Here is a 22,020-nt window from a genome sequence, read left to right on the forward strand (position 1 = left end):
CGGACAACGTGACCGGGACCGTCGGAACCGGGTCGAACTTTGCCAAGACTTGCGCTTGCCGGGGGTTTGCCGGTGCTCGACCGGTGATCGGTGATCTGGACGGCGATGTTCCGGGAGTTCAGTGCCGAGGAACCGGGGACGGCCGGAATCCGTCCGTACGATGGGCGGTCCAAGGGCCCGCCGGGGTCGGGCGGAGGGGGGCCCGCCGGCGTCCGTCCGGGAACCACGGAGCCCCGTGGACCGGTTAACCATGGTGTCGCACCGCTGGATCGCGGTGTCGTCCCGCGCCGCCGCACGCCCCGGCAACGGACCGGTGGCCGTCAAACCTCTGAGGAGAGCACCTTGCGCCATTTCGGCCACCTCGCCGACGACGTACGCGGTCGCCTCTTCCTCGAACCGCCCCGGCCGTTCACCGCGCGGAGCGAGGCCGCGGTGCTGGCCACCGCCCTCGGCGGCACCCTCTACAGCCCCGCCACCCGGCCCGCGCTGGCCGCCGACATCCGCAAACAGGCTGCTCGGGGCGTGGTGTCGATGGTGCTCTGCCTGGAGGACGCGATCGCCGACCACGAGGTGGACGCGGGGGAGCGGAACCTGGTCGAGCAGTTGAATGACCTGGTCAGGGATTTCACCGACTGCACACAAGGCCACCCCCTGCTCTTCATCAGAGTTCGAGCCGCCTCCCAGATCCTCGACCTGGCCGAGCGGCTCGGGCCGGCCGTCGAGCTGCTGAGCGGGTTCGTCCTGCCGAAGTTCACCACGGAGACCGGCGGCGCGTACCTGGCCGCCCTGGCCGCCGCCGAGGCCGCCACCGGGCGCCGGCTGTTCGCCATGCCCGTCCTGGAGTCACCCGAACTCGCCCACCTGGAGACCAGGCGCCAGCAGCTCTTCGGCATCGCCGACCTGCTCGCCGGGCACCGGGAGCGGGTGCTCGCCGTCCGCCTCGGCGTGACCGACCTGTGCTCCGCGTACGGCCTGCGCCGCTCGCCCGACCTCACCGCGTACGACGTCGCCCTGGTCTCGGCGGTGATCGGCGACGTGGTCAACGTGCTCGGCCGGGCGGACGGCACCGGGTACACCGTCACCGGTCCGGTCTGGGAGTACTTCCCGGTCCAGGAGCGGATGTTCAAGCCGCAGCTGCGCCGCACGCCGTTCGCCGAGGCCCCCGGGACGGCCCGGGCCTCCGGCGAGGAGGTCCGCCGGCGGATCATCGAGCACGACCTGGACGGGCTGATCCGGGAGGTCGAGCTCGACCGGGCCAACGGCCTGCTCGGCAAGACCTGCATCCACCCCAGCCACGTCCCCGCCGTGCACGCCCTCTCGGTGGTCACGCACGAGGAGTACTGCGACGCCCGGGACATCCTCCGGCAGGAGCAGGACGGCGGCGGGGTCCTGCGCTCGGCGTACACCAACAAGATGAACGAGGCCCGGCCGCACCGGGCCTGGGCGGAGCGGGTGCTGCTGCGGGCGGAGGTGTTCGGGGTGGCCCGGGAGGACGTGAGCTTCGCGGAGCTGCTCGCGGCCTGCCTGTGCGGGGGGTGAGGGGGCTGCGCGCGGCTGAGGGGGCTGTCCGCGGCTGACCCGAACGGCCCCACCGATCCGACCCATCCGGCCCATCCGGCCGATCCGACTGATCCGACTGATCCGACCGATCCGAAGACCGCACCACCGCACCATGCGAAGGCAGGACCAGCAGTGACAGCACAGCAGACGTGGACCGGCCGTTGGGTCGCCGACCGGGCCGGCATCGCCCTGACCGGATCGGACCGCCTCCCCGAACTCGTGGGCCTGGCCCTGCGTTCCCAGAACCCGAAGCGCGCCCACCTGCTGGTCTCCACCGTGCTCGGCAAGCACGTCCCGCAGCGGCCCGCGGTCGTCCACGGCGTCGGGCTCGAACTCGGCCGGCAGGTCCGCGAGTTGCTCGGCGACGAGGCCGCCGCGAGGGCCGTCGTCCTCGGCTACGCGGAGACGGCCACCGGCCTCGGCCACAGCGTCGCCGACGGCCTCGACGCCCCGTACCTGCACTCCACCCGCCGCCCGGTGGCCGGCGTGCCCCCACTCGGCGGCTTCGAGGAGGAGCACTCGCACGCCACCTCGCACCTGCTGCTCCCCGCCGATCCCGAACTCCTCACCGGTGACGGACCGTTGGTGCTGGTCGACGACGAGTTCTCGACCGGCCGCACGGTCCTCAACACCATCCGCGAACTGCACGCCCGCCACCCCCGCGACCACTACGTCGTCGTCGCCCTGGTCGACCTGCGCTCCGCCGCCGACCGCCGCCGGCTCGCCGACACCGCCGCCGAACTCGGCGTCCGGCTCGACCTGGTGGCCACCGCCAGCGGCGCCGTCCAGCTGCCCGCGGACGTCCTGGACCGCGCCGAGCGGCTGATAGCCGAGGCCGCCCCCGCCCCCGCCGCGCCCCCCGGACCGCCCGCACCGCTCGCCCGGGTCGACCTGGACTGGCCCGCCGGGCTCCCCGACGGCGGCCGGCACGGGTTCACCGCCCGCGACCGCGTCCGACTGGACGCCGCCCTGCCCCGCCTGGCCGCACAGCTGGCCGACGCACTGCCCGCCACGGCGCGGCGCGTGCTGGTCCTCGGCTTCGAGGAACTGATGTACGCCCCGCTGCGGCTGGCCGGCGCACTCGCCGACCGGCTGGGCGGCGACCGCGTCCGCTACTCCACCACCACCCGCTCGCCCGTCCTCGCCGTGGACGACCCCGGCTACGCCATCCGCACCCGCCTCGCCTTCCCCGCCCACGACGACCCGCAGGACGACGCTTCGCGCGAGCGCTACGCCTACAACGTCGCCCCCGGCAGCGACCCGGCCCGCCGGTTCGACGCGGTCGTGCTGGTGGTCGACGACGTCGCCGACACCCCCGCCCTGCGCGAGGGCGAGCGCGCCCTGCTCGGCCAGCTGCGGCAGGTCACCGACCAGGTGGTGCTCGCGGTGCTGCCCTCCCACCGGCCGGCCGGGCTGCCGTCCAGCACGCCTCCCCGCCTGCCGTCCCCGTTGTACGGCCCGGCGTTCTCCTCCTACCGGCCCGACGAGGTGGCCTGGCTGCTCAAGGACCTCTCCGGCGTCCCGCTCGAAGCCCCCACCGAGGAGCGCGAGGAGGCCGTCCAGAACGGCGGCGCGCACTACGCCGAATCGCTGCCGGTCGAGTACCAGCCCAGCCCCGAGTACCAGGAGCTGTTCCACCAGGCGCTGCGCGCCTCCGCCCGCCGCATCGCGCTCGCCGCCGGCACCGTCGCCGAGACCCTGCTGCGCGAGCGCGGCCCCGGCCTGGTGCTCGCCTCGCTGGCCCGGGCCGGCACGCCCGTCGGCATCCTGATCCGCCGCTGGCTCGCCCACGCCCACGGACTCGACACCCCGCACTACGCCGTCTCCATCGTCCGCGGCCGCGGCATCGACCCGGTAGCCCTGCGCTACCTGGCCGCCCACCACCGCGCCGGCGACGTGGTCTTCGTCGACGGCTGGACCGGCAAGGGCGCGATCAGCCGCGAACTCGCCGAGGCCCTGGCCGGCACCGGATTCGACCCGGACCTCGCCGTCCTCGCCGACCCCGGCCGCTGCGCGCGCACCTACGGCACCCGGGACGACTTCCTGATCCCCTCCGCCTGCCTCAACTCCACCGTCTCCGGCCTGGTCTCGCGCACCGTGCTGCGGCCCGGCCTGATCGGCCCGGACGACTTCCACGGCGCCAAGCACTACGCCGAACTGGCCGGCGCGGACGTCTCCGCCGCCTTCCTCGACACCGTGGCCGACCACTTCGACGCCGTCCGCCCGGAGGCCGTCGCCGCCGCCGACCGGCTGTCCACCGCCCCGGACCGCGCGCCCGACTGGGCCGGCTGGGCCGCCGTCGAGCGGATCAGCACCGAGTACGGCATCGACAGCGTCAACCTGGTCAAGCCCGGCGTCGGCGAGACCACCCGGGTGCTGCTGCGCCGCGTCCCCTGGCGGGTCCTCGCCCGGCGCGGCGCCGGCGCCGACCTCGACCACGTCCGGCTGCTCGCCGCCCAGCGCGGCGTCGAGGTCGAGGAGGTGGACGGCCTGCCGTACTCCTGCGTCGGCCTCATCCACCCCCGCTACAGTCGGGGAGCGACCGGGGCCTCCGGTAGGACCGTTGTGGTGAAGGAGTCCTGATGAACGCCGATGTTCTCGTCGCCAGCGACCTCGACCGGACGCTCGTCTACTCCAACCGGGCCCTCGCCCTGGACGTCCCCGACCGGCTCGCGCCCCGGCTGCTCTCCGTCGAGGTGCACGACGGCAAGGCGCTCTCGTTCATGACCGAACAGGCCGCCGCGCTGCTCGCCGAACTCGTCCGGCAGGCCTGGTTCGTCCCCGCCACCACCCGCACCCTCGCCCAGTACGAGCGGATCAACCTGCCCGGCCCGACGCCCGGTTGGGTCCCCGCGTACGCGATCTGCGGCAACGGCGGGCACCTGCTCGTCGACGGCGTGCCCGACCAGGACTGGCGCACCGAGATCACCGCGCGGCTCGCCTCCGGTGCGGCCCCGCTGGAGGAGGTCGTCCGGCAGCTCGCCCTGAGCGCCGACCCGGAGTGGACGCACAAGCGCCGCGTCGCCGACGGGCTGTTCGCCTACCTCGTCGTCGAGCGCGCCGCGCTGCCCGTCGGCTGGCTCGACGAGCTGACCGGCTGGTGCGCCGAACGCGGCTGGACGGTCTCGCTCCAGGGCCGCAAGGTCTACGCCGTCCCCGCGCCGCTCAGCAAGAGCGCCGCCCTCGCCGAAGCCGTCCGGCGCACCGGCGCGAGCACCGTGCTCGCGGCCGGTGACTCGCTGCTCGACGCCGACCTGCTGCTCGCCGCCGACGCCGCCTGGCGGCCCGGGCACGGCGAACTCGCCGACGGCGGCTGGACCGCCCCCGGCGTCACCGCCCTCGACGAGGTGGGGGTGGCGGCGGGGGAGGAGATCGTCCGACGGTTCCTCGCCCGGGTGGCCGCCGCTTCCGTCGCCCCCGCCGCCCCCACCGCCCCCGTCGTCGCTTCCTGAGCGGAAGCGGGAGCGGTCAGCCGCAGCAGCCGCCGCCGCAACAGCCCCCTCCGCCACCACCGTTGCCGGAGGGGGCCTGGCGCGGGGCGCCGCCCGAAGCGGAGCCGGTGACGGCGATGGCGGACAGCAGCTTCACGGTGTCCTCGTGGCCCTGCGGGCAGACGGCGGGGGCGCCGGCCTGCGCCATCGGGCGGCGGAGTTCGAAGGTGGCGCCGCAGGAGCGGCAGCGGAAGTCGTAGCGTGGCATACCGGCAGGGTACCCAGGCGGTGCCCTGCCGGCGCCCTACCGGTGTCCTATCGGTGGGTGCTGCCGGTGTCCTGCCCGGCCGGCGCTACCGGTACTACCGGCGCTACCGGTGCCCGCCCAGATCGCCGCGGATCAGCCCGATCACCTGCGCCGCCGTCTCCCGCACGCCCGCCAGCTCGGTCAGGAAGTGCCAGTAGTCGGGGTGCCGGCCGGCCGCCTCCAGGGTGGCCACGGCCCGGTCCAGCCGCGCCACCGCCTCGTCCAGCGGGGCGGCGTGCCGCGGGTCCGGCGCGCTGCGGCCCGTCATCGCCAGCCGCTGCGCGTCGCGCAGGGCGAACCGGGCCCGCTCCACCTCCCGGTGCGGGGCGTGCTGCACCTCGTTCAGCTGCCGCAGCCGCTCGTTCACCGCGACCACCGACCCGTCCGCGGTGTCCAACAGCGCGCGCACCGTACCGATGGCGCCCGTCGCGTCCGCCCAGCGCTGCTCGTCCCGTGCCCGGGCGGCCTCGGCGAGCTTGCGCTCCGCCGCCCGCCCGGTCTCCGCGACCTGCTCCGACACCCGCTGGAGGTCCTGCCAGCAGGCCGCGCTGAACCGGCGGCGCAGTTCGCTCAGCGCCGGCTCGACCGTCTCCGCCTTGGTCTCCAGCGCCTGGATCCGGGTCCGCAGGCTCGCCACCCGCCGGTCGATCTCCCGTGCCCGCTCCGGCAGTTGACCGGCGTCGGCCGCGATCGCCTCGGCGCGCTGCCGCACGTCGTCCGCGCGCCGCAGCGTCGGCGCCACCCCGTGCCGGGCCGGCCCCTCGTTCAGCAACCCGAGCTCCGGCGCCAGTTCGGCCAGCCGGGCCGCCAGGTCGTCCGCCCGCAGCCCGGCGCCGCGCACCGCGTCCAGCGCGTTGCTCGCCTGGAGCAGCGCGCGCTTCGCCTGCTCCACCGCCGGGGTGACCCGCATCAACTGCTGCTCGGCGCGCTGGAGGGTCGGCTGAAGCCGCTGGAGGAAGTCGTTCAGCTCCGCCCGGGCCGAGCCGAGCTGCCCCTTCACGTCCTCCAACTGCCGCCGGGCCCGCGCCGCGGTGCCGGCGTCCAGCGCCTCGTCGTCCAGGTTGTACGCGTCCAGCGCGCCCAGGTAGTTCACGGTGACCTGGTCCACCCGGCCGGTGATCCCCGCCAGGTCCGCCAGCGCCCGGCGGGCCGTCGCCTCGTCCTCGGCCGCCCGGACGGTCTCCACCGCCAACTGCACCTCGCGCTGCGTCGAGTCCAGCTCGTAGAACGCCTCCTGCGCGGCGTCCCGGGCCGCCTTGGCGTCCGCCCGCACACCCTCCCCGCCGCGCCGGCCCCACCAGCCGCCCGTCCCGGCCGAGGCCAGCCCCAGCGCACCCAGCGCACCCGCCAGCACCACCGGCACCACCAGTGCGTCGGCCAGCGCACTCCCCGCCCGACGCCGCCCCCGCCCGCTCCCGCCGGCCACCGTCACTGCGCGCTCCCTGCTCCGACCCGCTGATCCACCCCCATTCTTCCCGATCGCCCCACCGCACCGGCACCCCCACCCGCCCCACTCCCCGACCACCCGCACCACAGCACCCCCCGGGACCAGGTACCCTAGGCAGTCGTCGTGCCCCCACCGGGCCGCGACAGGGGGCGCGTAGCTCAGTGGTAGAGCGCTGCTCTTACAAAGCAGATGTCGGCGGTTCGAAACCGTCCGCGCCCACCAGCCAAAATGCCCCGGACCGATCTCGATCCGGGGCATTTGACATCTCAGGCTGACATCAATGGCGCCGTTTGAGCAGCCGGTCCATGTTGCCGAGCGCTTCGCGCTGGGTGTCCTGGGCCACGTGGGTGTAGACGTTCATCGTCAGCCCGATCTGGCTGTGGCCGAGGATCTCCATCACCACCCGGGGCGCTACCCCGCAGGCGACGAGCAGCGTCGCGCACCCGTGCCGGGCGTCGTGCAGCCGGATCACCGGGACGTCGGCGGCCTTGGATACTCGAACGAACGAGCGGTAGAGGTTGGTCGGCTCGATCGGCCGGCCGGTTCGGGTGGTGAAGACGTACCCGGTCTCCTCCCACTTGTCGCCGGCGGCGCGCCGGGCCTCGTCCTGCCGCATCCGGTGCCAGCGCAGGGCCGCCACGCAGATCCGGGGGAGCGGCACGGGGCGGCGCTTGCTGTTCTTGGTGGTGTCCTCGTACAGCTCGCCGCCGACTCGCTGGAGCTGTCGGCCCACCCATACGACCCGGCTCTCCAGGTCCAGCCACGACCAACGCAGACCGACGATCTCCCCACGCCGCATACCGAGCGCGATGGCCAGCACGAACGCGGCGTAGAGCGGATCGGTGCGGGCGGCCGAGAGGAAGGCGAGCGTCTGGTCGAGCGTCCACGGCGTGATCTCACGGCTCGTCACCCGGGGCGGCGGGACGAGCATCGCGACGTTCCTCACGATCAGCTCGTCCCGACACGCGGCGCTCAGAGCCGAACGGAGCACTCGGTGCGACTCCTTCGCGGTGGCGGCGCTGGACTGCTTGGTGACCTTCGCCAGGAACGTCCGTACGTCGCGCGGGCTCAGCGACTCCAGCCCCTTCGAGCCGAGCAGTGGGATCAGGTAGAGGCGCACGTGCGTCTCGTACTTGGCCTGCGTGGTCTTCTTTCGCTGGGGCTTGATGAAGTGCTCCAGCCAGTACGGCAGCCACTCGGAGAGCTTCGCCGACCGAGTCGGGGTGGCGATGCCCTGCTTGGCGCGGTCCACCAACTCCTTGCGCTTGCCGTCGCACTCGTCCCAGGTCTTGCCATAGACGAACTTGCGGGCCCACGTTCCATCGGGCTGCGGGACGTACACGGCAGCCTGGTACCGGCCGTCCTTCCGGCGGGTCACGGTGCCGGCGCCATTGGGGTTGCGCTTCGCCATCAGGCGTTCTCCTCGATCTTGGAGTGGAAGTAGGTGGCGAGGCATTCGACCGGGATGCGGCGGGACCGACCCTCGGTGATGCTGCCGAGCTTCTTTGTGCGGATGAGGTCGTAGACCTTGCTGCGGCTCATCCGGAGTGCGGCCATGACCTCGGGCACGGTCAGGGCTTCAGGGATGGCGGTAGCCATTGGGCGACTCCCGGGATTCGAGGCACGGAAAAGGGGCGGAGCCTGGGCTCCGCCCCTTCCTTCTCTGGGATCCGCTACTGCCGCTACTGCCGCTACCTCCCTGGTCAGGGGCATGTTTTTGGTAGCGGATTGGGTAGCGGTAGCGGATTGGTGCCGCTCCCGTCGGGGCGGGTGGGAGCGGCGGGCGGCCTACGGCGCGGTGGCGGCCTGGGCGTCGGGTAGCGGTTCGGTATCCGCTACCTGGGGCGTATCCGCTACCGGATACAGGGTCCTGACCTGCGCGGTAGCGGCAGTAGCGGCGGTAGCGGCTTCCTGGGAGCGAGGCGGGCGGGGCGGGCAGTACCGCAGCCACGCGTCGGAGAGGTCGGCGGCGTAGTAGCCCTTGGCGCTGCTCTTGGGTCCGGTCTTGATGTTGCGGGGCTTGATGGGGTCGGTGTCGGCGGTGACGTAGTCGCCGAGCATCTTGGCGAGGGCGCGGGCGGTGATGGGCCTGCCGTCGAGGTCGGCCCACGGGGCGTCGTCCAGCTCAGCCAGCTTGCTGAGCAGTTCGGCGCTGAGCATGCGCTCGGCGCCGTCGAAGATGTCCCGCAGGTCGGCGAGGAGGCGGATGCCCACGGAGCCCTTGTCGTTGGCCTTGGAGGCGGTGACGAGCTGGACGCACGCGGTGCGGGCGCGCTCGGGCCAGTGCCCGCCGGCGGCGTCGGCGACGGCGAGCAGGGGCTCCCACACGTCGGCGGGGCGGTCGCTGATGCCCTCGGGCAGCTCCGGCCAGACGTCGTGGAGCTGGTCGCGGATGCTGCTGGCCCACTCGGCGAGGCGGTCGCGCAGCTTGTGGCCCTCGGCCTTGTGGATGCGCTCGCGGTAGGGCTCCACGCGCTCGTTGGGGGCGCGGCGGCGCATCCGGATGATGACGGAGCGGCTCATGATGGTGTCGGGCAGGTCGCCGAGCCCGGCAGTGGCGAGAGCGGCGTAGACGGGGAAGGGCTGGACGGTCTGGGTTCCGCCGTCGCCGACGCAACGCAGGACGACGCCGGAGCGACGGTGGCCGGAGTTGATGAGGCCGCGCAGGTCCTCGTTGCCCTGCGCCTTGGGGCCGAAGACGGTGTCGATCTCGTCGAACAGCACGGTCGGGCGGGCGTCGGAGTCGGAGACGGTGCGGAACAGTGCGGCCGGGCTGACGTCGGTGGTGAGCACCGGGCGCGGGGTGATCGTCTCCATGATTTCCAGGGCCCGGGTCTTGCCGGATCCGGGCTCGGGGCTCAGGAAGGCGATGCGCGGGGTTGACTCGAAGCAGTCGAGCAGGTGGGTGTGGGCGTCCCACAGCACGACGGCGGTGTAGGCGGCCTCGGACGGGAAGACGTTGAAGCGCCGGTGGAACGCGTCGACCTCGTCGAGCAGGGCGGCGCCGTCCTCGGGGGCCGGCCGGTCCGGGGTCTTGGTGCTCTTAAGGGGGGAGCTGGGGTGCGTCATGCGGCGTCTCCGGCCGGGTTGTGGGCGATGGACCAGTTGAGGGCGTTCGTGATGGTCGCGTCGGCCTCGCGCGCGGTCAGGCCGGCCTGCTCCGCCGCCCCCTTAAGAGCGCTCTCGACCTCGTCGCGGCTGAGCTTGCCGTTGGCGACGAAGCGGCCCAGCGCGCGGGCGGCCCTGGTAAGGGCCCAGTTGCGGCTGCCCTCACGGGTGTTGGCGACGTTCGCCGTCTCGTTGCGCAGGGCGGCATCCACGTACGCGGGCCGGGTACCCGTGGTGCGGCGGTCGACCCGGAAGACCGGGGCGGCCGGCCTCGGCGGCGGGGCGAGGAGGCGGGCGATCCAGTCGGGCAGCGGCGCCGGATCGGTGTCGTTGACGACCTCGTAGCGACGCCCGGCGACGTTGCTGCCGGCGGCGACGACGTAGCCGCCACCGGCCCGGGTGTCGATCAGCCACCCCAGCCCGGCCCCGGCGCCGCCGGCGGTGTTGCGCAGGGCCACGTCGGCGGGGGCAGTGAAGTAGAGGTGGATGCCGCCGCTGGGGGTGGCGACGGTGTAGGTGTCGGCCGGGAACGGCCGACCGTTGCGCTCGCACAGCGCGGCCAGCACATCGGCTCCGTCCATCACCCGCTCGTCGGCCCACTCCGGGGGCACGGCGCCGCCGGGCTTGGGGGTGTCGAGGTCGACGACGACCAGGTTGGACGGGCCGGTGGCCAGTCCGATCCCGTACGGCCCGTGCGACCAGGTCCGGCGCACGGTGTCGGGGTCGAGGGTGGCGCGCTGCTCCCACCCGCGGTGGCTGGTGGTGCAGGGGCCGGTGCGGGGGCAGACGGTGGAGGCGTGCAGGGCGGGTTTCTTGCTGCGGGGCAGCAGGGGGAAGACGTGCCAGCCGCGTTCGATGGCGGCGATGGCGGCGGTGAGCAGGGGGTTGCCGGTCACGGCGAATCCCTTCGGCGGTTCAGGCCCGGGGCCGAGCGCGGCTGGCCCCGGGCGGAAGGGTCAGAGGTCGAAGAGGGAGTCCGGCTCGGCGGCCGGGGTGGTGGCCTGGCGGGCCTTGTCGGCGGTGCGGTGGGTGGCGTCGTGGCAGTGCGGGCACCAGGCGGCCAGCGACTGTTTGGGCAGGACGGCGGCCTTGTGCGGGGGCAGGAGGAGGCTGTCCGGGTCGGCGGGGGCGGCGAGCAGGTGCACGGGGCCGGTGCCGTGGCGGGCGTAGGCGCCGTGGACGGCGGGGCAGCGTCCGCCGTCCTTGTCGTGGTTCTTGCCGCAGGTGCCGCGGCACTGGCAACGCCCGGCTGCGGCGGCCATGACGGCCTGCCACAGGCCGCGCTGGTCGCCGAGCGGCGGGATCCGGGTCACGCGGCCACCCCCAGCCCGGCCCCGGCGCCGCCGGCGGTGGCGCGGTCGAGGAGGAGGCGGATGGCGGCGACGGCCTGGGCTGGCAGGACGCCGTTACCCAGCGCCCGGAGTTGGGCGGTGCGGGACAGGCCGGGGACGTCGGTGACGTGTCCGGGCGGCAGGCCCATCAGCCACTCGACCATGACCGGGTTCAGTCGTCCCCGATCGTCAGTTGGCCGGGGTGCGGGGCGGCCGAGGACGGCTTCCCACTGGTGGACGGCCGGTCCGTACGGGCCCCAGTCCGTTCCTCCGTCGGTGTCGGCAGCAGGGAGATCGTGTGCCGCAGGTTCATCCCGCCCCGGCCGGCGTGCCCGGTGCCGGTGGCCTCCGACACGGTCGGGGTCGGCAGCAGCTCCACCACGTTCGGCAGGCCGTCCGGGAGGCCCCGGCCACGGGAGTCGCGGGCCCTGGGGGTGGGCAGGCCAGGCGAGGACGAAGACGCGGGTGCGCTGGTGGGCGGCGCCGACGTCGGACGCTCGCACGCTCGTCCATTCCGCATCGAACCCGCAGCCGGCCAGGTCTCCCAGAACGGCGCCGAGAGCGCGAAGAGCGAGGGGCCGTCCGGTCGCCGGGTCCAGATCCTGCGTTCCGGATCCCACTCCAGGACCTCGGTCGGCTTTCCGCGAGAGGAGGCCTTGGACATTCTCGATCACCACCAGGGAGGGCCGGAGTTCACGGACGGCGCGGGCGACCTCGACCCACAGACCGGAGGCGGCGCCGGGGACGATCCCGGCACCCTTGCCGGCCAGGCTGACGGACTGGCAGGGGAAACCGGCGGTCAGCACGTCCACCGGCTCGACGTCGCCCCAGTTGACGGCGGCGATGTCGCCGAGGTTCGGCGTGTGCGGGTGGTGGTGGGCCAGGATCGAGGCCGCCCCGGGGTCGGGGTCGGCCACCCACGCCAACTCCCCACCCAGGACCTGCTGAACAGCCATGTCCAGGCCGCCGTAGCCGGTGCACAGGCTGCCGATGCGCGGCGCGCTCACGACTCGTCCTCGCCGGGGAGCTGGTGGTGGTCGAGCCAGGCGAACGCGGTTGTGGTCTGGGCGCGGTAGTAGACCTGGAGGGCGGCGCCGGGGACGTTGCCGGGGTGGACGCGGGGGCGGATGAGACTGGCGTACAGGCGGGTGCCGTGGTGGACGCAGGCCTTGGCGGTGTCGCCGTGGCGGTCGAGGACGGTCACGGCGTCGCGCGGGCCCTCGCAGGGGCTGGCGTCGCCGAGGTGGGCGGCCTCGCAGCGGGGCTGCGGATCGTGGGTGCTTGCGGACATACTGGGGTCCTCTGGTCTCTGTGAAGAGGCTGGATGGGCCCCGCAGCAGCCGGCTCTCTGCCAAGAACCGCACGGCTGTTGCGGGGTTTCGTGCTGTGTGGGAGCGGTCTGTCCGGTCCCCCGCATCGTCCGGGCCCGCCGCTGGCTGCGGCCGTGGTCCGGACGGCACGGCCGGTCGGGCACGGTACTGCGGGACGCGGGGGCTGCTAGCGCCGTCGGCTTGCCCTGCGGGCTGAGGCAGAGGTGTTCCTGCGGTCGGCGATCATGGCTCGGCTGGCGTTGCGGCGGGCCTCGTCGGGCAGCCGCTTGACGTCGTCCAGGGCCGTTCGGATCGGGTCGGCCTGGTCGGCGGGCAGCTCGGCGAGCACCGGTTCCAGCAGGTGCGCGAGGCGGGTGATGCGCGGGTCCCGCAGGGGTTCGGGCGGGATCGGGGTGCCGGTGGTCAGCAGCGTGGCCCAGTCGATGTGGGTGACAGGCAGGGGACAGGTGCGGTGCCATTCACCGGTGTCGGTGTCGTACTTGGCCGGCGTCAGTCCAACGGAGGGCGAGCCGGGGTAGGCGTTGGTGGGGAGGTAGTGGACGCCGTCGGGCATCAGCCAGACGGTTCCCGGCTTGATGGGGTTGGCCATGTGTTCCTCCGGGTCAGCGGTTGCGGTTGGTGACGTTGACGTGCACGTTCACGGCGCCCTGTCCGCCTCGGCCCCCGGTGCCTCCGCTGTTCTTGAGGAGGTAGAGCACGCCGAGCGCGGCGACGAGCAGGCCCAGGCCGGTGGTGGCGGCGGCGAGGGTCTGGAGCAGGAAGCCGACGCCGAGGCCTGCGCCGCCGATGCCGATGCCGCCGGCGAGCAGGCGGGCGGGCCACGGGTCGCGCATCGGGGCGGGGGCGTGTTGGGCGGGCAGGTAGGCGAAGTTGGGGCCCGGGTGGTGGATCGGGGCTGGGAGCGGGGCGGTCGGGTGGTAGATGGCGAGCGGGGCGGGGGCGGGGTGGGTGGCGTAGTAGGGGGTGCCGTCCGGGGTGTAGAGCACCGGGGCGGCGTACGGCTGCGGGGTGGTGTGGTCCACGGTGCTTTCTCCTGTCGGCGGGCTGGCGTTGGGTCAGTGGATGGTGGAGACGTAGTGCGCGAGGGCGCCGAGGGCGTTGTTGACGGGGTCGGCGAGGCCGGTGCCAGCGACGGTGAAGCCGGACAGCCACACGAGGGCGGCGCTTCCGGCGCTGACGCGTTGGGAGCGGACGAGGACGACGGTGATGATCGCGAACAGCAGGGCGGAGGAGATGGAGACGACCATGGCGGGTCCTTCCGGGCGCCCCGGGAGCGGTTCCGGGGCGTGGTCGAGCGGTGAGGGAGGGGGTGTCAGGGGTGTGCGGGGCGGGGGTGTCAGAAGCGTCAGGAGTGGGTGTCTGACGCGTCAGACACCCCTCGCGCGCCCGCGTTACCTGGGGGAATCGGCCCGTTCGACGTCAGGGCCGTCTGACGCGTCTGACGCGTCAGGACCGTCACGGGCGGGTCAGGCGGCGGCCGGGTGGAGCGGGATGATCTCGTAGCGGCCGACCTCATCGGTCTCGCGCAGGCGGCCGGCTTCAACCATCTCGGAAACCTGTCCGGACACCCAACTGCGGCCACGGTGGAAGCGGTCGCAGTACTCCATGAAGTCGGCCGGGCCGACCACGCGACGGTTCTCGGTCTCGAACTCGGACAGCAGCTCGGCCATGATCTTCTTGGCCTCGGACTTGCCGACCTTGGTGCGCGGCGGGATCTCGGGCGGGGCGATCTCCACGACCCGCTCGACGGGCGGGAGTTCGGCGTCCGGGTCGATCCACCCGTCCTCGTCCTCGCTGTCGTCGTCGGTGGGGTCGAGGTCGTAGTCGTAGTCCACCGGGGCGTTCTCCTGGTCGTAGACCCCGTCCTCGTCGCCGTCGTCGGCGAGGGTGGGGAGGGGGTAGCGGGTGCGCTGGGTGAAGGCGGGGCCGACCGCGTTCGCGGCGGCCTTGCCGGTGACCGGGTCGCAGACGGACCGGATGCCGGCGAACTCGACGACGGCCCAGGTCATGGCGTCCACCGGGGTGAGGTAGGCGCGGCCGGGGGTGGCCCAGAAGGTCTCGGGGATGCCGTTGGCGACCAGGTAGCAGTAGCCGGGCTTCTTGTCCTTCCACGTCTGCGGCGCGGCGCCGGCGTCCACGGCCTCATCCGGGAGCGCGAACTGCGCGTCGCGCTCGTCGCGCAGGCCGAACACCCAGGACGAGCCGAGGGATGCACGGGTGTCGGTGCTCATCTGGGTGTGGGAGGCGCGCTGGAGCGAGACGACCAGGGAGACTCCTGCCGAGCGTGCTTCCTGGGCGACGCCGGTGAAGACGTCGTCGTCGGTCTCGCGGATGGTCTTGGCTGCCTCTTCGAACCAGGCGAGCAGGTAGGGCATACCCGGGGAGCCGTCGGCCTGCGTCTCGGCGCAGCGCGCTTCCCACTGCTTGTAGCCGTACTTGGCCAGCCAGGACGTGCGGGCCGGGATGACCGCCCTCAGGGCCGTGATCATGGCTTTGGTGGAGTCCATGTCGAGCGCGGCCCAGTCGATCGCGGGCAGCAGCGGGCCGAGGGTCTGTTCGGCTTTGGCCGGGTCGGACGCCCAGACGATGACGTCGCGGCGGGTGATGACCTCGGTCAGGGCGGTCAGGCCGCCCTCGGACTTGCCGGAGCCGGTCATTCCCATGATCAGCTTGTGCATCGCGTTGCGGTGGGCGGCTGCATCGCCGGGGAAGAAGGCCGCCATGTCGGCGCCGTCCTCGTAGATGCCCAAGTGGACCGGGTCGGCGATCGAGCCGCCCGGGTGGGAGGGGCCCGGGTAGGGGACACCGGCCTTGAGGAGGTCATGGGGCACGACGGTGAGCGTCGTGCGGGACGCGTCGTCGGGGTCGGGGGTCGTGCGCAGGGCGTTCTTGGCAACCCGCAGCGCGCCGGCGAGCTTGGGCAGCGCCTTGGACACGTCCTCGGGGGTCAACTCCCCGCCGGGAAGCTGGAGTTCGAACTCCGCCTTGTTCGGCTGGACCTTCGCGCCGGTGACCATGGTCTTGGCGAGCCCGACCTTCTCCAGCAGCCCCTTGTCGGCGCCCACACCCGCGCCTTCGGGGTTGACCCGCAGGAGCTGGCGGATGCTCCACGTCGCGGCGAGGGCGGGTGCCCCTATCAGGTAGAGGCCCGGCAGCGGGCCCGCGGCCGGTCCGGCGAGCGCGGCGGCGGTGAACCACGACGTCCCGGCCGCGACCGTGATGGCGGAGTGGAGGCGGCGCTGCTGGCTGGTGGGCCCGCCCGCCCACCAGGTGGCGGCGGTCAGGCCGAGCGAGGCGAGGGTGAGCCCCACCGCAGCGGCGGCGGACTCGCCCCACATGGCGTTGGCGGGCAGGGACAGGATGCCGGTGCCCGCGGCGACGATCCACGGCGGCAGGTAGGGCTTCACGCGGTGGAGCAGGTACTCGCCGACGCCGCCGGCGTGCTGGTTGGGGTCGAAGTGCAGGTAGCCGGTCTGGCCGGTGTCGAGCTGGACCTGAGGAGAGTGGTGCCGGGCCACGGGCGGCCTCCCTGGGCTGCGTGGGGCGTGGGGTGGGGAGGGGCCCGGCCGGGGGCGCACGCGCGGCACAGCTCACCCGACCGGGCGGGGCGGGGGCTGTGCGCGCCCTGCCCCCGGCCGGGAGGAAGGGCGGTTAGCCGCCGAAGTCGAAGCGGCGGCGGGGCTGGCGCGGGCGGGCGACGCGGGAGATCTCGGGGTCGTACTCGCGCTGGAACGCGGCGTAGGTGCGGGCGACCTCGGCGGCGACCGACTTGGCGTCCTCGGCGGCCTTCTTCAGGTGCTTGGCTACCCGGCGGGCGCGGGTCTGGGAGCCGAACACCCGGCCGTCGGGGTCCGGGACCTCCTTGAGCACGGCCTGGAGGATCTCGTGGGCCATGGCGAGGTCGAACGAGAGCTGGGCGAACGTGGCACGGCCTCGCTCGCAGAACTCGCGCACGTCGGCGTTGGTGAAGAACTCCGGGTCGCCCAGCGGCGAGTACCCGCGCCCGCCGCCGCTGTGGCCGCTGCTGGACGGGGTGCCGATCCTGTCCTCGGCCGGGCCGGGACCACCGGGGCCCCGTCCGCTGCCGGTGTTGCGGTCGTAGGAGAAGTGGTAGCTGGGGCCGCTGCGGGAGGTGCTGCCACGCGGGGGCGGGGGCGGGGTCTTTCCCCCACCGGCGCTGTTGCTGCCGGATCGGCGCGGGGGCGGGAACGGGCTGCTGAAGGGCGTGGAGCTCATCTGTGATGCCTCCTAAGGAAGGTCGGTCGGGGCGGTGAGCGGGGTGGTGGCGAGCGTGCGGCGGTGGCGCCACCAGAGCGTCTGCGCGGTGGCGGTGCCGGCCAGCCACGCGGCGGCGAGCAGGCCGCCGGTGGGGCCGAACCAGACGGCGGCCGCCGACCAGGCGAGGCCGGCCGACCAGGCGGCGACGGCGCGGGTGTGGGCGCGGGCCTTGCGGCGCACGGCCGATCGCGGGTGGCGGCGCACGATCAGCGTCCACCCGGCGGGCAGCAGCACCGCCGGGACGGCGAGGGCGAGCGCGGCGGCCGGGGCGGCGGACAGCACACCGGCCGCGCCGAAGATGCCGATCCCGACCCAGACGGGCGCCCAGGCGACGCGCCGGCGCCACAGCGCGCGGCCGGTCGCGAGCGCCAACCGGCCACTCAGAGAGGGCTGTTGGGGGACGACGACCACGACCGGGGCGGTGCCCCGGCCGAGGTCGAGCACGTGCGCGGCGGGCGCCCTGCGCCGGCCGAGCTGGCGCTGTGCGGGTATCTGGACCTTCGTGGTGCGGATACGGGCCACGGCGGGGCCTCCGACCCTCAGCCTCGGGCCGGGGCGACAGCTTCGCCCTCGGCGGTGCGGTCGACCACGGGCTTGCCCAGGTCGCGGTGCTCCAGGACGACGCGGGTGCCGGTCTTGCCCAAGCGATCGGCCAGCACGCTCGCGACGGTGGCGGCGCGGTGACGGCCGCCCGCGCAGCCGACCGCGATCGTCAGCGGCGCCTCGGACGGCCCGGCGTCGAACGAGTCGGCCACCAGCGCGGCGCTGGCGATCAGCTCCCGGATGCCCGGGGTGGCGAGCACCGCCCGGCGCACCGGCAGGTCGTGCGCGGTCTGGTGGCGCAAGGCGGGGTCGACGTGCGGGTCACGGAAGTGGCGGCGCAGATCGAGGGTCAGGTGCGCCTCGGGCGGGGCGCCGTGCAGGTAGCCGAAGCTGACCACCTGGATTTCGGTCACGGACATGACAGGGGTCTCCTTGCTGAGGGTCAGCGGAGCGGGTCAGGGGTGAGTTCAGGCCGCGATGGTGGTGCTGTCCGCGCAGGCCAGGCAGGTGCCGAGGTGCGCGGGGAGCACGTAGCCGGCGTCCTGCCCGCAGATGGGGCAGGTGCGGCGGGCGGCGCGGGCCTTGGCGAGGGCGGCGGCCTTCGCGGGGGTCATCGGCCTCACGGGCTTGGCCAGCGCGAGGCGGTAGAGGTAGTTGGGGGTGCCGCCGTGGCGGGTGCCGTCGGGGTCCCAGTGGCGGGGGCGACTCATGCGGCCACCGCCTCGGCGCCGCCGTCCTGCTCGCTGAGCCGCTTGTAGACGGCGCTGACGTAGGCCGGGGAGCGGGTGGAGCGTCGGGCGGCCTCGCGCTGCGAGACCCGGTCGCGCCAGCACTGCTCGATCACGCGGGCGGCCTCGGCGCCATCCAGACGGTCAGGCTCCTGCGTGGCGGTGTTCACCGCGTCGGCATCGGTGTTCACCTCGTGCTCGGCGGTGAACGGCTCGGGCTCCGGGGTGTTCACCGGGTCCGGGCCGGCCGGGTACACCGGGCCGTCGACCACGTCGTCGGCCGGGTCGGCGGCCGGTTCGGCAGTGTCGACCGAGGCGGGGTGAACGGGGGTGAGCGCCGGGTGAACGGGCTCGGTGTTCACCGGCGCCGCCTCCCCCGACGGAAGGGCCTCCCGCGTCTCCGGTCCGGGCCCGGGCGGCAGGGGTACGGTCGGCGGCGGGGTGGGGGTGAACGGTGTCGTCGGGATGGTGAACATCGGGGTGTTCACCACCTGCCGGGCGGCCTGCGGGATCGTCGCCAGCCGGGTGCGGAGCGGGGGTTGAGGCCGCTGTGCGAGGCGGGCCAGGGCCCGGCGGTAGGCGGGTCCGGCCTCGGCGACGAGCAGCAGCAGAAGCGGCGGGATCAGGTGGATCACCACGCCGACCAGGTCACCTTTCAAGGCGGCGGCCCCGATGTTGAGCCAGACCGTGGCCAGCCCGGTGACCCACCGGAAGAGGGCCGGCCAGCGTCCGGGCTTCACGCCGAAGCGGGACAGGGTGCTGTCCGCCTGGAGGCTCAGGATGAAGCACCCGTCGCCGGCGACCGCCATGATCGGGCCGGTGCCGTAGCCGGGTGAATGGGCGTCGATGAACGGGGCGGCGGTGGACATGCTCACCGCGACCACCGCCCCGGTCAGCACCCATGTGCCGGTGCTGATCACGAGCGACGTGCGGCGGATCTGGGCCGGGGTGGGCACCTCGGCGAGCACCGGGTGAACACCCCCGGCGGAGCGGTGAACGCTCACGCGGCACCCCCGGCGTTCACCCCGACCCGGGAACGGGCCACCCGCCGGAGCAGGGTGTTGCGCTCTCGCTCGTTCAGGCCGCCGAAGATGCCGAACGGCTCCTTGCGCTCCAGCGCGTCGCTGAGGCACATCAACCTCACCGGGCACCCGGCGCAGATCATCTTGGCGCGGCGCTCGGCCCACTCGGCCGTCTCGGGCCCCATCTCCTCGGGGTCCGGGTAGAACAGGTTCGTGTCGCTGTCGGCGCAGGCGGCGCCGTGCAGGTCGCTCTCGGGGTTCGGGCGGTACTCGGCGAGCACGGTCGCCGCCGGGCGGGCGGTCAGGTGCGGGGTGCGGGTACCGCCCCGCGAAAAGAGGGTGTGGCGAAGAGTCATCACGCGGCCGCCTTCCAGGTCAGCACCCGGGAGCGCTCGGCAGTTCGCATCAGCGCCGACGCGAAGCGGGCGGCCGGCGCGGGCAGGTCCCGCAGGATGTCCCGCGCGGCGTCGAGCCGGGCCAGCCGCTCCTCGGCGGACTCGGTCCCGCTGCCGGTGAACAGTTCGGCGTCGACACCGAAGCCGAGCGCGAGTTCCGCGAACTCGGCGGGCGTCATGGCGTCCTGGCCTGCGACAATCAGTTTCATGGGTCGTGTCCTTCGCTGGGGCGGCCCTGAGCGGCCCCGGTGTGTCAGCACCGGGGCCGCAGCCGTGTCGGGGATCGGCACTCGACGAGCAACCGCGCGGACCCGACGTACCTCCGCCGTGGCGGCAGCACGCCGGGAACCGTGATCGCTGGTCGACGCCTCACCGGCCGATGGCACGGTGAGGCGGCCTATGTCTCTTGCGGTCGATCAGCTTCATCGGGACACCTCCTTCGGTCGAGCGGGCAAGGGAAACGCACTGCATGGAGGGGGCGAGCCCCTCACTCTCCGGCCGTTGCTCGCGGTCGCCGGGCCACCTCGCCAGTCAGGGCCGAACCCCTATCCCCTGGCCTTTGCGGACTCGCAGCGTCGTCCGCCTCAGCTCATTCGCACGTTCTGGAGGGACAGCCGCACCGCTCCGACAAGCACGTTTGCGCAGGTCAGGGCAGCCCGAAGAAGGCCCTCCGTGTCGCTGCCGTTTCTCTCGGTTGCGACACTCACAACATAGAGAACCTGCTTAGGCAGGTCAAGAGGGTTGGGTTTCTCGCGTCTGTTGGGCGCCTGCCCTAGCATTGGCCCATGGCCCTAGACCCGGACGACTCCCGCCCCCCGTATCAGCAGGTCAGCAGCTCTCTGCGGGCCTCGATCCTCACGAAGAAGCCAGGCTTCGAAACCGGCGACAAACTTCCTTCCGGCCCTGAGCTTGCGAAGCACTTCGGCGTGGCGCGCGGCACGGTGGACAAGGCGCTCGACCTGCTCCGCACCGAGGGGCTGATCGTGACCCGCCAGGGAAGCGGCTCGTTCGTCCGCGAGCGCACGTCTCGGCCGGTTGGCCTGCGGCCTCACCTCGAAGCAGCCTTCGAGCAGCAGCAAGTGGCCCTGGACTTCGCCGGGTTCTCCAGTGAGACGTTGCACAACGCCCTACAGGAACCGCTGGACAAGGTCCGCTCCGGACGGTTGACGCCCGAGTCCATCACGGTCCGACTGCTACTGCCGGACACGACGGCACCCATGGCCGTGCCCGTGTTGGTCGACGGACTCCAGGATGAGGTGGCTCTTCGGGAGCGCGCTCGAAACATCGCCCTGACGAATGCCGGTGGCATCGCTCACTCGGTCGAGATGCTCGCAGAGTTGGGCCTCGTCCAGAAGGCGAGTGTCCAGGTCAAAGTGCATCGGGCGTCCAGCCTCTTCAAGCTCTACATCCTGAACCGATCGGAGGCGTTCTTCGGCTTCTACCCGCTTCGCGAGCGCACCGTGACGATCGACGACACGGCTCACACCTTCTACGACGTGACCGGCAAGGACACCACCCTGTTCCACCACGCTGCCGGCCCGGATGATGCCTCGCTCGGATCGCAGTACGTCCAGCAGGCTCAGATGTGGTTCGACAGCGTGTGGGGCACGATCGCCTACGAGCGGCAGCCATGACCACCATCTCTCAGCAACTCGCCGACGCGCTTCGGCCGGTGAAGCACGTACTGCTTGACTTCGACGGCCCGGTGTGCTCGGTCTTCGCTGGCCTCCCCGCCCCAGAGGTCGCGCGGCGACTCCGAGAGGGCCTGCTCGCCAACGGCGAGCAGGCCCTCGCCGGGGCCGAAAAGGAGAGCGATCCACTTGCCCTGCTCCGGCTGGTCTCGGACGTCCGCCCCGATCTCACGGAGAGCACGGACGCCGCTCTGGCTGCGTTGGAGACTGAGGCCGTCCGGATTGGCCAGCCAACCCCGGGCGGCGAATCGGTTCTGCGCGCCTGCGCCCGCTCCGGCCGCCTGGTCTCGGTGGTCAGCAACAACGCGGGCACGGCCATTACGACCTACCTCACCGACCACGGTCTCGACGGCTACGTGGCAGGCGTCTTTGGCCGCGCCCCAGGCGACCCTTCGTCCATGAAGCCAAATCCCCGCCTCTTGCTCGACGCCATGGAAGCCACGGGCACCAGGCCAGAGCACTGCGTTTTCGTCGGCGACGCAGCCCGCGACGTCGAAGCCGGAGAAGCGGCGGGCGTTCCGACGATCGGCTACGCCAACAAGCCTGGGAAGGATGCCAGGCTGGCCGCCGCTGGCGCCGTGGTGATCGTGGACTCGATGCAACTCATCGCTGACGCCCTGGCCTGAGATTCAGGCGCCCCGACGCTCCGCAGGCCTGCTTGGGAGAATCCTGGGAGAAGGTCTTGGAATCAAGGCCGTTTTGGCCGAGGCCAGACCAACGCTAGCCAGCGCTCTGGCCAGGCAGGACGACGAATCTCGCAGGTCGACCGCCGCCCCGGCCCTCATTCGGGAGGAAGCGGTGGTGGATTCAGTTGGGATCCCGGCGTACGAGGATCTGACGGGACGTTG

25 protein-coding genes and 1 tRNA gene are annotated in these 22,020 nt (G+C 73.2%); 6 read left to right on the forward strand and 20 right to left on the reverse strand.

Annotated elements, in window-relative coordinates:
• The first annotated feature begins 342 nt into the window (after nucleotides 1-342).
• The 3 genes from ACIOGZ_RS08335 (at nucleotide 343) to ACIOGZ_RS08345 (ending at nucleotide 5,012) form a co-directional block, all read left to right on the forward strand.
• Entirely contained in the window at nucleotides 343-1,539 is a 1,197-nt protein-coding gene (locus ACIOGZ_RS08335) for an HpcH/HpaI aldolase/citrate lyase family protein (protein WP_363580705.1), read from the forward strand.
• A 153-nt stretch (nucleotides 1,540-1,692) separates the two neighbouring features.
• Entirely contained in the window at nucleotides 1,693-4,143 is a 2,451-nt protein-coding gene (locus ACIOGZ_RS08340) for a phosphoribosyltransferase (RefSeq protein ID WP_400985325.1), read from the forward strand.
• Nucleotides 4,143-5,012 carry an HAD family hydrolase gene (locus ACIOGZ_RS08345; protein WP_400985326.1) on the forward strand — a complete coding sequence of 290 codons (870 nt, stop codon included), beginning with the start codon at nucleotides 4,143-4,145 and terminating at the stop codon, nucleotides 5,010-5,012. Before ACIOGZ_RS08340 ends, ACIOGZ_RS08345 begins: the two co-directional genes overlap by 1 nt.
• Before the next feature lie 16 nt (nucleotides 5,013-5,028).
• Here the strand turns inward: ACIOGZ_RS08345 and ACIOGZ_RS08350 are convergent, their stop codons facing one another.
• Both ACIOGZ_RS08350 and ACIOGZ_RS08355 read right to left on the reverse strand, forming a co-directional pair.
• Nucleotides 5,029-5,259 (reverse strand): zinc ribbon domain-containing protein, encoded by a 231-nt coding sequence (locus ACIOGZ_RS08350; RefSeq protein WP_363580711.1) that lies wholly within the window; start codon nucleotides 5,257-5,259, stop codon nucleotides 5,029-5,031.
• Between the two features lie 103 nt (nucleotides 5,260-5,362).
• Nucleotides 5,363-6,730 (reverse strand): hypothetical protein, encoded by a 1,368-nt coding sequence (locus ACIOGZ_RS08355; protein WP_400985328.1) that lies wholly within the window; start codon nucleotides 6,728-6,730, stop codon nucleotides 5,363-5,365.
• 162 nt (nucleotides 6,731-6,892) lie between these two features.
• Between ACIOGZ_RS08355 and ACIOGZ_RS08360 the strand changes: the two genes are divergently transcribed.
• Nucleotides 6,893-6,967: transfer RNA gene (locus tag ACIOGZ_RS08360), tRNA-Val, on the forward strand.
• Between the two features lie 55 nt (nucleotides 6,968-7,022).
• On the opposite strand, the gene xerC is transcribed toward ACIOGZ_RS08360, so the two are convergent.
• From xerC to ACIOGZ_RS08450, 18 genes are all read right to left on the reverse strand, one after another.
• On the reverse strand, nucleotides 7,023-8,156 hold the full coding sequence (xerC, locus tag ACIOGZ_RS08365) for a tyrosine recombinase XerC (protein ID WP_400805458.1): 1,134 nt from the start codon (nucleotides 8,154-8,156) through the stop codon (nucleotides 7,023-7,025).
• On the reverse strand, nucleotides 8,156-8,344 hold the full coding sequence (locus tag ACIOGZ_RS08370; protein WP_400805460.1) for a helix-turn-helix domain-containing protein: 189 nt from the start codon (nucleotides 8,342-8,344) through the stop codon (nucleotides 8,156-8,158). Before ACIOGZ_RS08370 ends, xerC begins: the two co-directional genes overlap by 1 nt.
• A 189-nt stretch (nucleotides 8,345-8,533) precedes the next feature.
• The gene (locus ACIOGZ_RS08375) at nucleotides 8,534-9,814 is read right to left on the reverse strand and encodes a DUF3631 domain-containing protein (protein WP_400805462.1); all 1,281 of its coding nucleotides are present in this window, start codon (nucleotides 9,812-9,814) and stop codon (nucleotides 8,534-8,536) included.
• Nucleotides 9,811-10,749, reverse strand: coding sequence for a bifunctional DNA primase/polymerase (locus ACIOGZ_RS08380; protein ID WP_400805463.1), 939 nt, complete (start codon nucleotides 10,747-10,749; stop codon nucleotides 9,811-9,813). The genes ACIOGZ_RS08375 and ACIOGZ_RS08380 overlap by 4 nt, the downstream gene beginning before the upstream one ends.
• Before the next feature lie 60 nt (nucleotides 10,750-10,809).
• The gene (locus ACIOGZ_RS08385) at nucleotides 10,810-11,166 is read right to left on the reverse strand and encodes a hypothetical protein (protein ID WP_400985330.1); all 357 of its coding nucleotides are present in this window, start codon (nucleotides 11,164-11,166) and stop codon (nucleotides 10,810-10,812) included.
• Nucleotides 11,163-12,191, reverse strand: a complete 1,029-nt coding sequence (locus ACIOGZ_RS08390; protein WP_400805467.1) for a DNA cytosine methyltransferase — start codon at nucleotides 12,189-12,191, stop codon at nucleotides 11,163-11,165. Before ACIOGZ_RS08390 ends, ACIOGZ_RS08385 begins: the two co-directional genes overlap by 4 nt.
• Nucleotides 12,188-12,475, reverse strand: a complete 288-nt coding sequence (locus tag ACIOGZ_RS08395; RefSeq protein ID WP_400805468.1) for a hypothetical protein — start codon at nucleotides 12,473-12,475, stop codon at nucleotides 12,188-12,190. The genes ACIOGZ_RS08390 and ACIOGZ_RS08395 overlap by 4 nt, the downstream gene beginning before the upstream one ends.
• 206 nt (nucleotides 12,476-12,681) lie before the next feature.
• Nucleotides 12,682-13,104, reverse strand: a complete 423-nt coding sequence (locus ACIOGZ_RS08400) for a hypothetical protein (protein WP_363579702.1) — start codon at nucleotides 13,102-13,104, stop codon at nucleotides 12,682-12,684.
• Nucleotides 13,105-13,117: 13 nt separating this feature from the next.
• Entirely contained in the window at nucleotides 13,118-13,537 is a 420-nt protein-coding gene (locus tag ACIOGZ_RS08405) for a hypothetical protein (protein ID WP_400843130.1), read from the reverse strand.
• Nucleotides 13,538-13,570: 33 nt separating this feature from the next.
• A complete protein-coding gene (locus tag ACIOGZ_RS08410) occupies nucleotides 13,571-13,762 on the reverse strand; it encodes a hypothetical protein (RefSeq protein WP_400805472.1) in 192 nt (63 codons plus the stop codon).
• A 219-nt stretch (nucleotides 13,763-13,981) separates the two neighbouring features.
• Nucleotides 13,982-16,033, reverse strand: coding sequence for a plasmid transfer protein TraB (traB, locus tag ACIOGZ_RS08415; RefSeq protein WP_400805474.1), 2,052 nt, complete (start codon nucleotides 16,031-16,033; stop codon nucleotides 13,982-13,984).
• Nucleotides 16,034-16,166: 133 nt separating this feature from the next.
• Entirely contained in the window at nucleotides 16,167-16,751 is a 585-nt protein-coding gene (gene traA / locus ACIOGZ_RS08420; RefSeq protein ID WP_400805476.1) for a plasmid transfer protein TraA, read from the reverse strand.
• A 12-nt stretch (nucleotides 16,752-16,763) separates the two neighbouring features.
• A complete protein-coding gene (locus tag ACIOGZ_RS08425; RefSeq protein ID WP_400805478.1) occupies nucleotides 16,764-17,315 on the reverse strand; it encodes a hypothetical protein in 552 nt (183 codons plus the stop codon).
• A 17-nt stretch (nucleotides 17,316-17,332) separates the two neighbouring features.
• On the reverse strand, nucleotides 17,333-17,755 hold the full coding sequence (locus ACIOGZ_RS08430; RefSeq protein ID WP_363579708.1) for an RNase adapter RapZ: 423 nt from the start codon (nucleotides 17,753-17,755) through the stop codon (nucleotides 17,333-17,335).
• Between the two features lie 48 nt (nucleotides 17,756-17,803).
• Nucleotides 17,804-18,046, reverse strand: a complete 243-nt coding sequence (locus ACIOGZ_RS08435; protein ID WP_400805480.1) for an RRQRL motif-containing zinc-binding protein — start codon at nucleotides 18,044-18,046, stop codon at nucleotides 17,804-17,806.
• Complete coding sequence (locus tag ACIOGZ_RS08440; protein WP_400805482.1) at nucleotides 18,043-19,068, reverse strand: hypothetical protein; 1,026 nt, start codon at nucleotides 19,066-19,068, stop codon at nucleotides 18,043-18,045. Before ACIOGZ_RS08440 ends, ACIOGZ_RS08435 begins: the two co-directional genes overlap by 4 nt.
• Complete coding sequence (locus ACIOGZ_RS08445; protein ID WP_400805484.1) at nucleotides 19,065-19,442, reverse strand: WhiB family transcriptional regulator; 378 nt, start codon at nucleotides 19,440-19,442, stop codon at nucleotides 19,065-19,067. Before ACIOGZ_RS08445 ends, ACIOGZ_RS08440 begins: the two co-directional genes overlap by 4 nt.
• Nucleotides 19,442-19,690, reverse strand: a complete 249-nt coding sequence (locus ACIOGZ_RS08450) for a hypothetical protein (protein WP_400805486.1) — start codon at nucleotides 19,688-19,690, stop codon at nucleotides 19,442-19,444. The genes ACIOGZ_RS08445 and ACIOGZ_RS08450 overlap by 1 nt, the downstream gene beginning before the upstream one ends.
• Nucleotides 19,691-20,266: 576 nt before the next feature.
• Between ACIOGZ_RS08450 and ACIOGZ_RS08455 the strand changes: the two genes are divergently transcribed.
• Together ACIOGZ_RS08455 and ACIOGZ_RS08460 are read left to right on the forward strand one after the other, a co-directional pair.
• Nucleotides 20,267-21,115 carry a GntR family transcriptional regulator gene (locus ACIOGZ_RS08455; RefSeq protein ID WP_400805488.1) on the forward strand — a complete coding sequence of 283 codons (849 nt, stop codon included), beginning with the start codon at nucleotides 20,267-20,269 and terminating at the stop codon, nucleotides 21,113-21,115.
• Nucleotides 21,112-21,798, forward strand: coding sequence for an HAD family hydrolase (locus ACIOGZ_RS08460; protein ID WP_400805490.1), 687 nt, complete (start codon nucleotides 21,112-21,114; stop codon nucleotides 21,796-21,798). The genes ACIOGZ_RS08455 and ACIOGZ_RS08460 overlap by 4 nt, the downstream gene beginning before the upstream one ends.
• Nucleotides 21,799-22,020: the final 222 nt, after the last annotated feature.

This window comes from Kitasatospora sp. NPDC088160, from assembly GCF_044741445.1.
Taxonomy (GTDB): Bacteria; Actinomycetota; Actinomycetes; order Streptomycetales; family Streptomycetaceae; genus Kitasatospora.

Excerpts from the sequence above, each read along its gene's own strand:
- xerC (WP_400805458.1), bottom strand. The coding sequence starts at position 8,156 with ATGGCGAAGCGCAACCCCAATGGCGCCGGCACCGTGACCCGCCGGAAG.
- ACIOGZ_RS08410 (WP_400805472.1), bottom strand. The coding sequence starts at position 13,762 with ATGGTCGTCTCCATCTCCTCCGCCCTGCTGTTCGCGATCATCACCGTC.
- ACIOGZ_RS08350 (WP_363580711.1), bottom strand. The coding sequence starts at position 5,259 with ATGCCACGCTACGACTTCCGCTGCCGCTCCTGCGGCGCCACCTTCGAA.
- ACIOGZ_RS08450 (WP_400805486.1), bottom strand. The coding sequence starts at position 19,690 with ATGAAACTGATTGTCGCAGGCCAGGACGCCATGACGCCCGCCGAGTTC.
- ACIOGZ_RS08345 (WP_400985326.1), top strand. The coding sequence starts at position 4,143 with ATGAACGCCGATGTTCTCGTCGCCAGCGACCTCGACCGGACGCTCGTC.
- ACIOGZ_RS08455 (WP_400805488.1), top strand. The coding sequence starts at position 20,267 with ATGGCCCTAGACCCGGACGACTCCCGCCCCCCGTATCAGCAGGTCAGC.
- ACIOGZ_RS08460 (WP_400805490.1), top strand. The coding sequence starts at position 21,112 with ATGACCACCATCTCTCAGCAACTCGCCGACGCGCTTCGGCCGGTGAAG.
- ACIOGZ_RS08370 (WP_400805460.1), bottom strand. The coding sequence starts at position 8,344 with ATGGCTACCGCCATCCCTGAAGCCCTGACCGTGCCCGAGGTCATGGCC.
- ACIOGZ_RS08430 (WP_363579708.1), bottom strand. The coding sequence starts at position 17,755 with ATGTCCGTGACCGAAATCCAGGTGGTCAGCTTCGGCTACCTGCACGGC.
- traA (WP_400805476.1), bottom strand. The coding sequence starts at position 16,751 with ATGAGCTCCACGCCCTTCAGCAGCCCGTTCCCGCCCCCGCGCCGATCC.
- ACIOGZ_RS08395 (WP_400805468.1), bottom strand. The coding sequence starts at position 12,475 with ATGTCCGCAAGCACCCACGATCCGCAGCCCCGCTGCGAGGCCGCCCAC.
- ACIOGZ_RS08445 (WP_400805484.1), bottom strand. The coding sequence starts at position 19,442 with ATGACTCTTCGCCACACCCTCTTTTCGCGGGGCGGTACCCGCACCCCG.
- ACIOGZ_RS08400 (WP_363579702.1), bottom strand. The coding sequence starts at position 13,104 with ATGGCCAACCCCATCAAGCCGGGAACCGTCTGGCTGATGCCCGACGGC.
- ACIOGZ_RS08375 (WP_400805462.1), bottom strand. The coding sequence starts at position 9,814 with ATGACGCACCCCAGCTCCCCCCTTAAGAGCACCAAGACCCCGGACCGG.
- ACIOGZ_RS08435 (WP_400805480.1), bottom strand. The coding sequence starts at position 18,046 with ATGAGTCGCCCCCGCCACTGGGACCCCGACGGCACCCGCCACGGCGGC.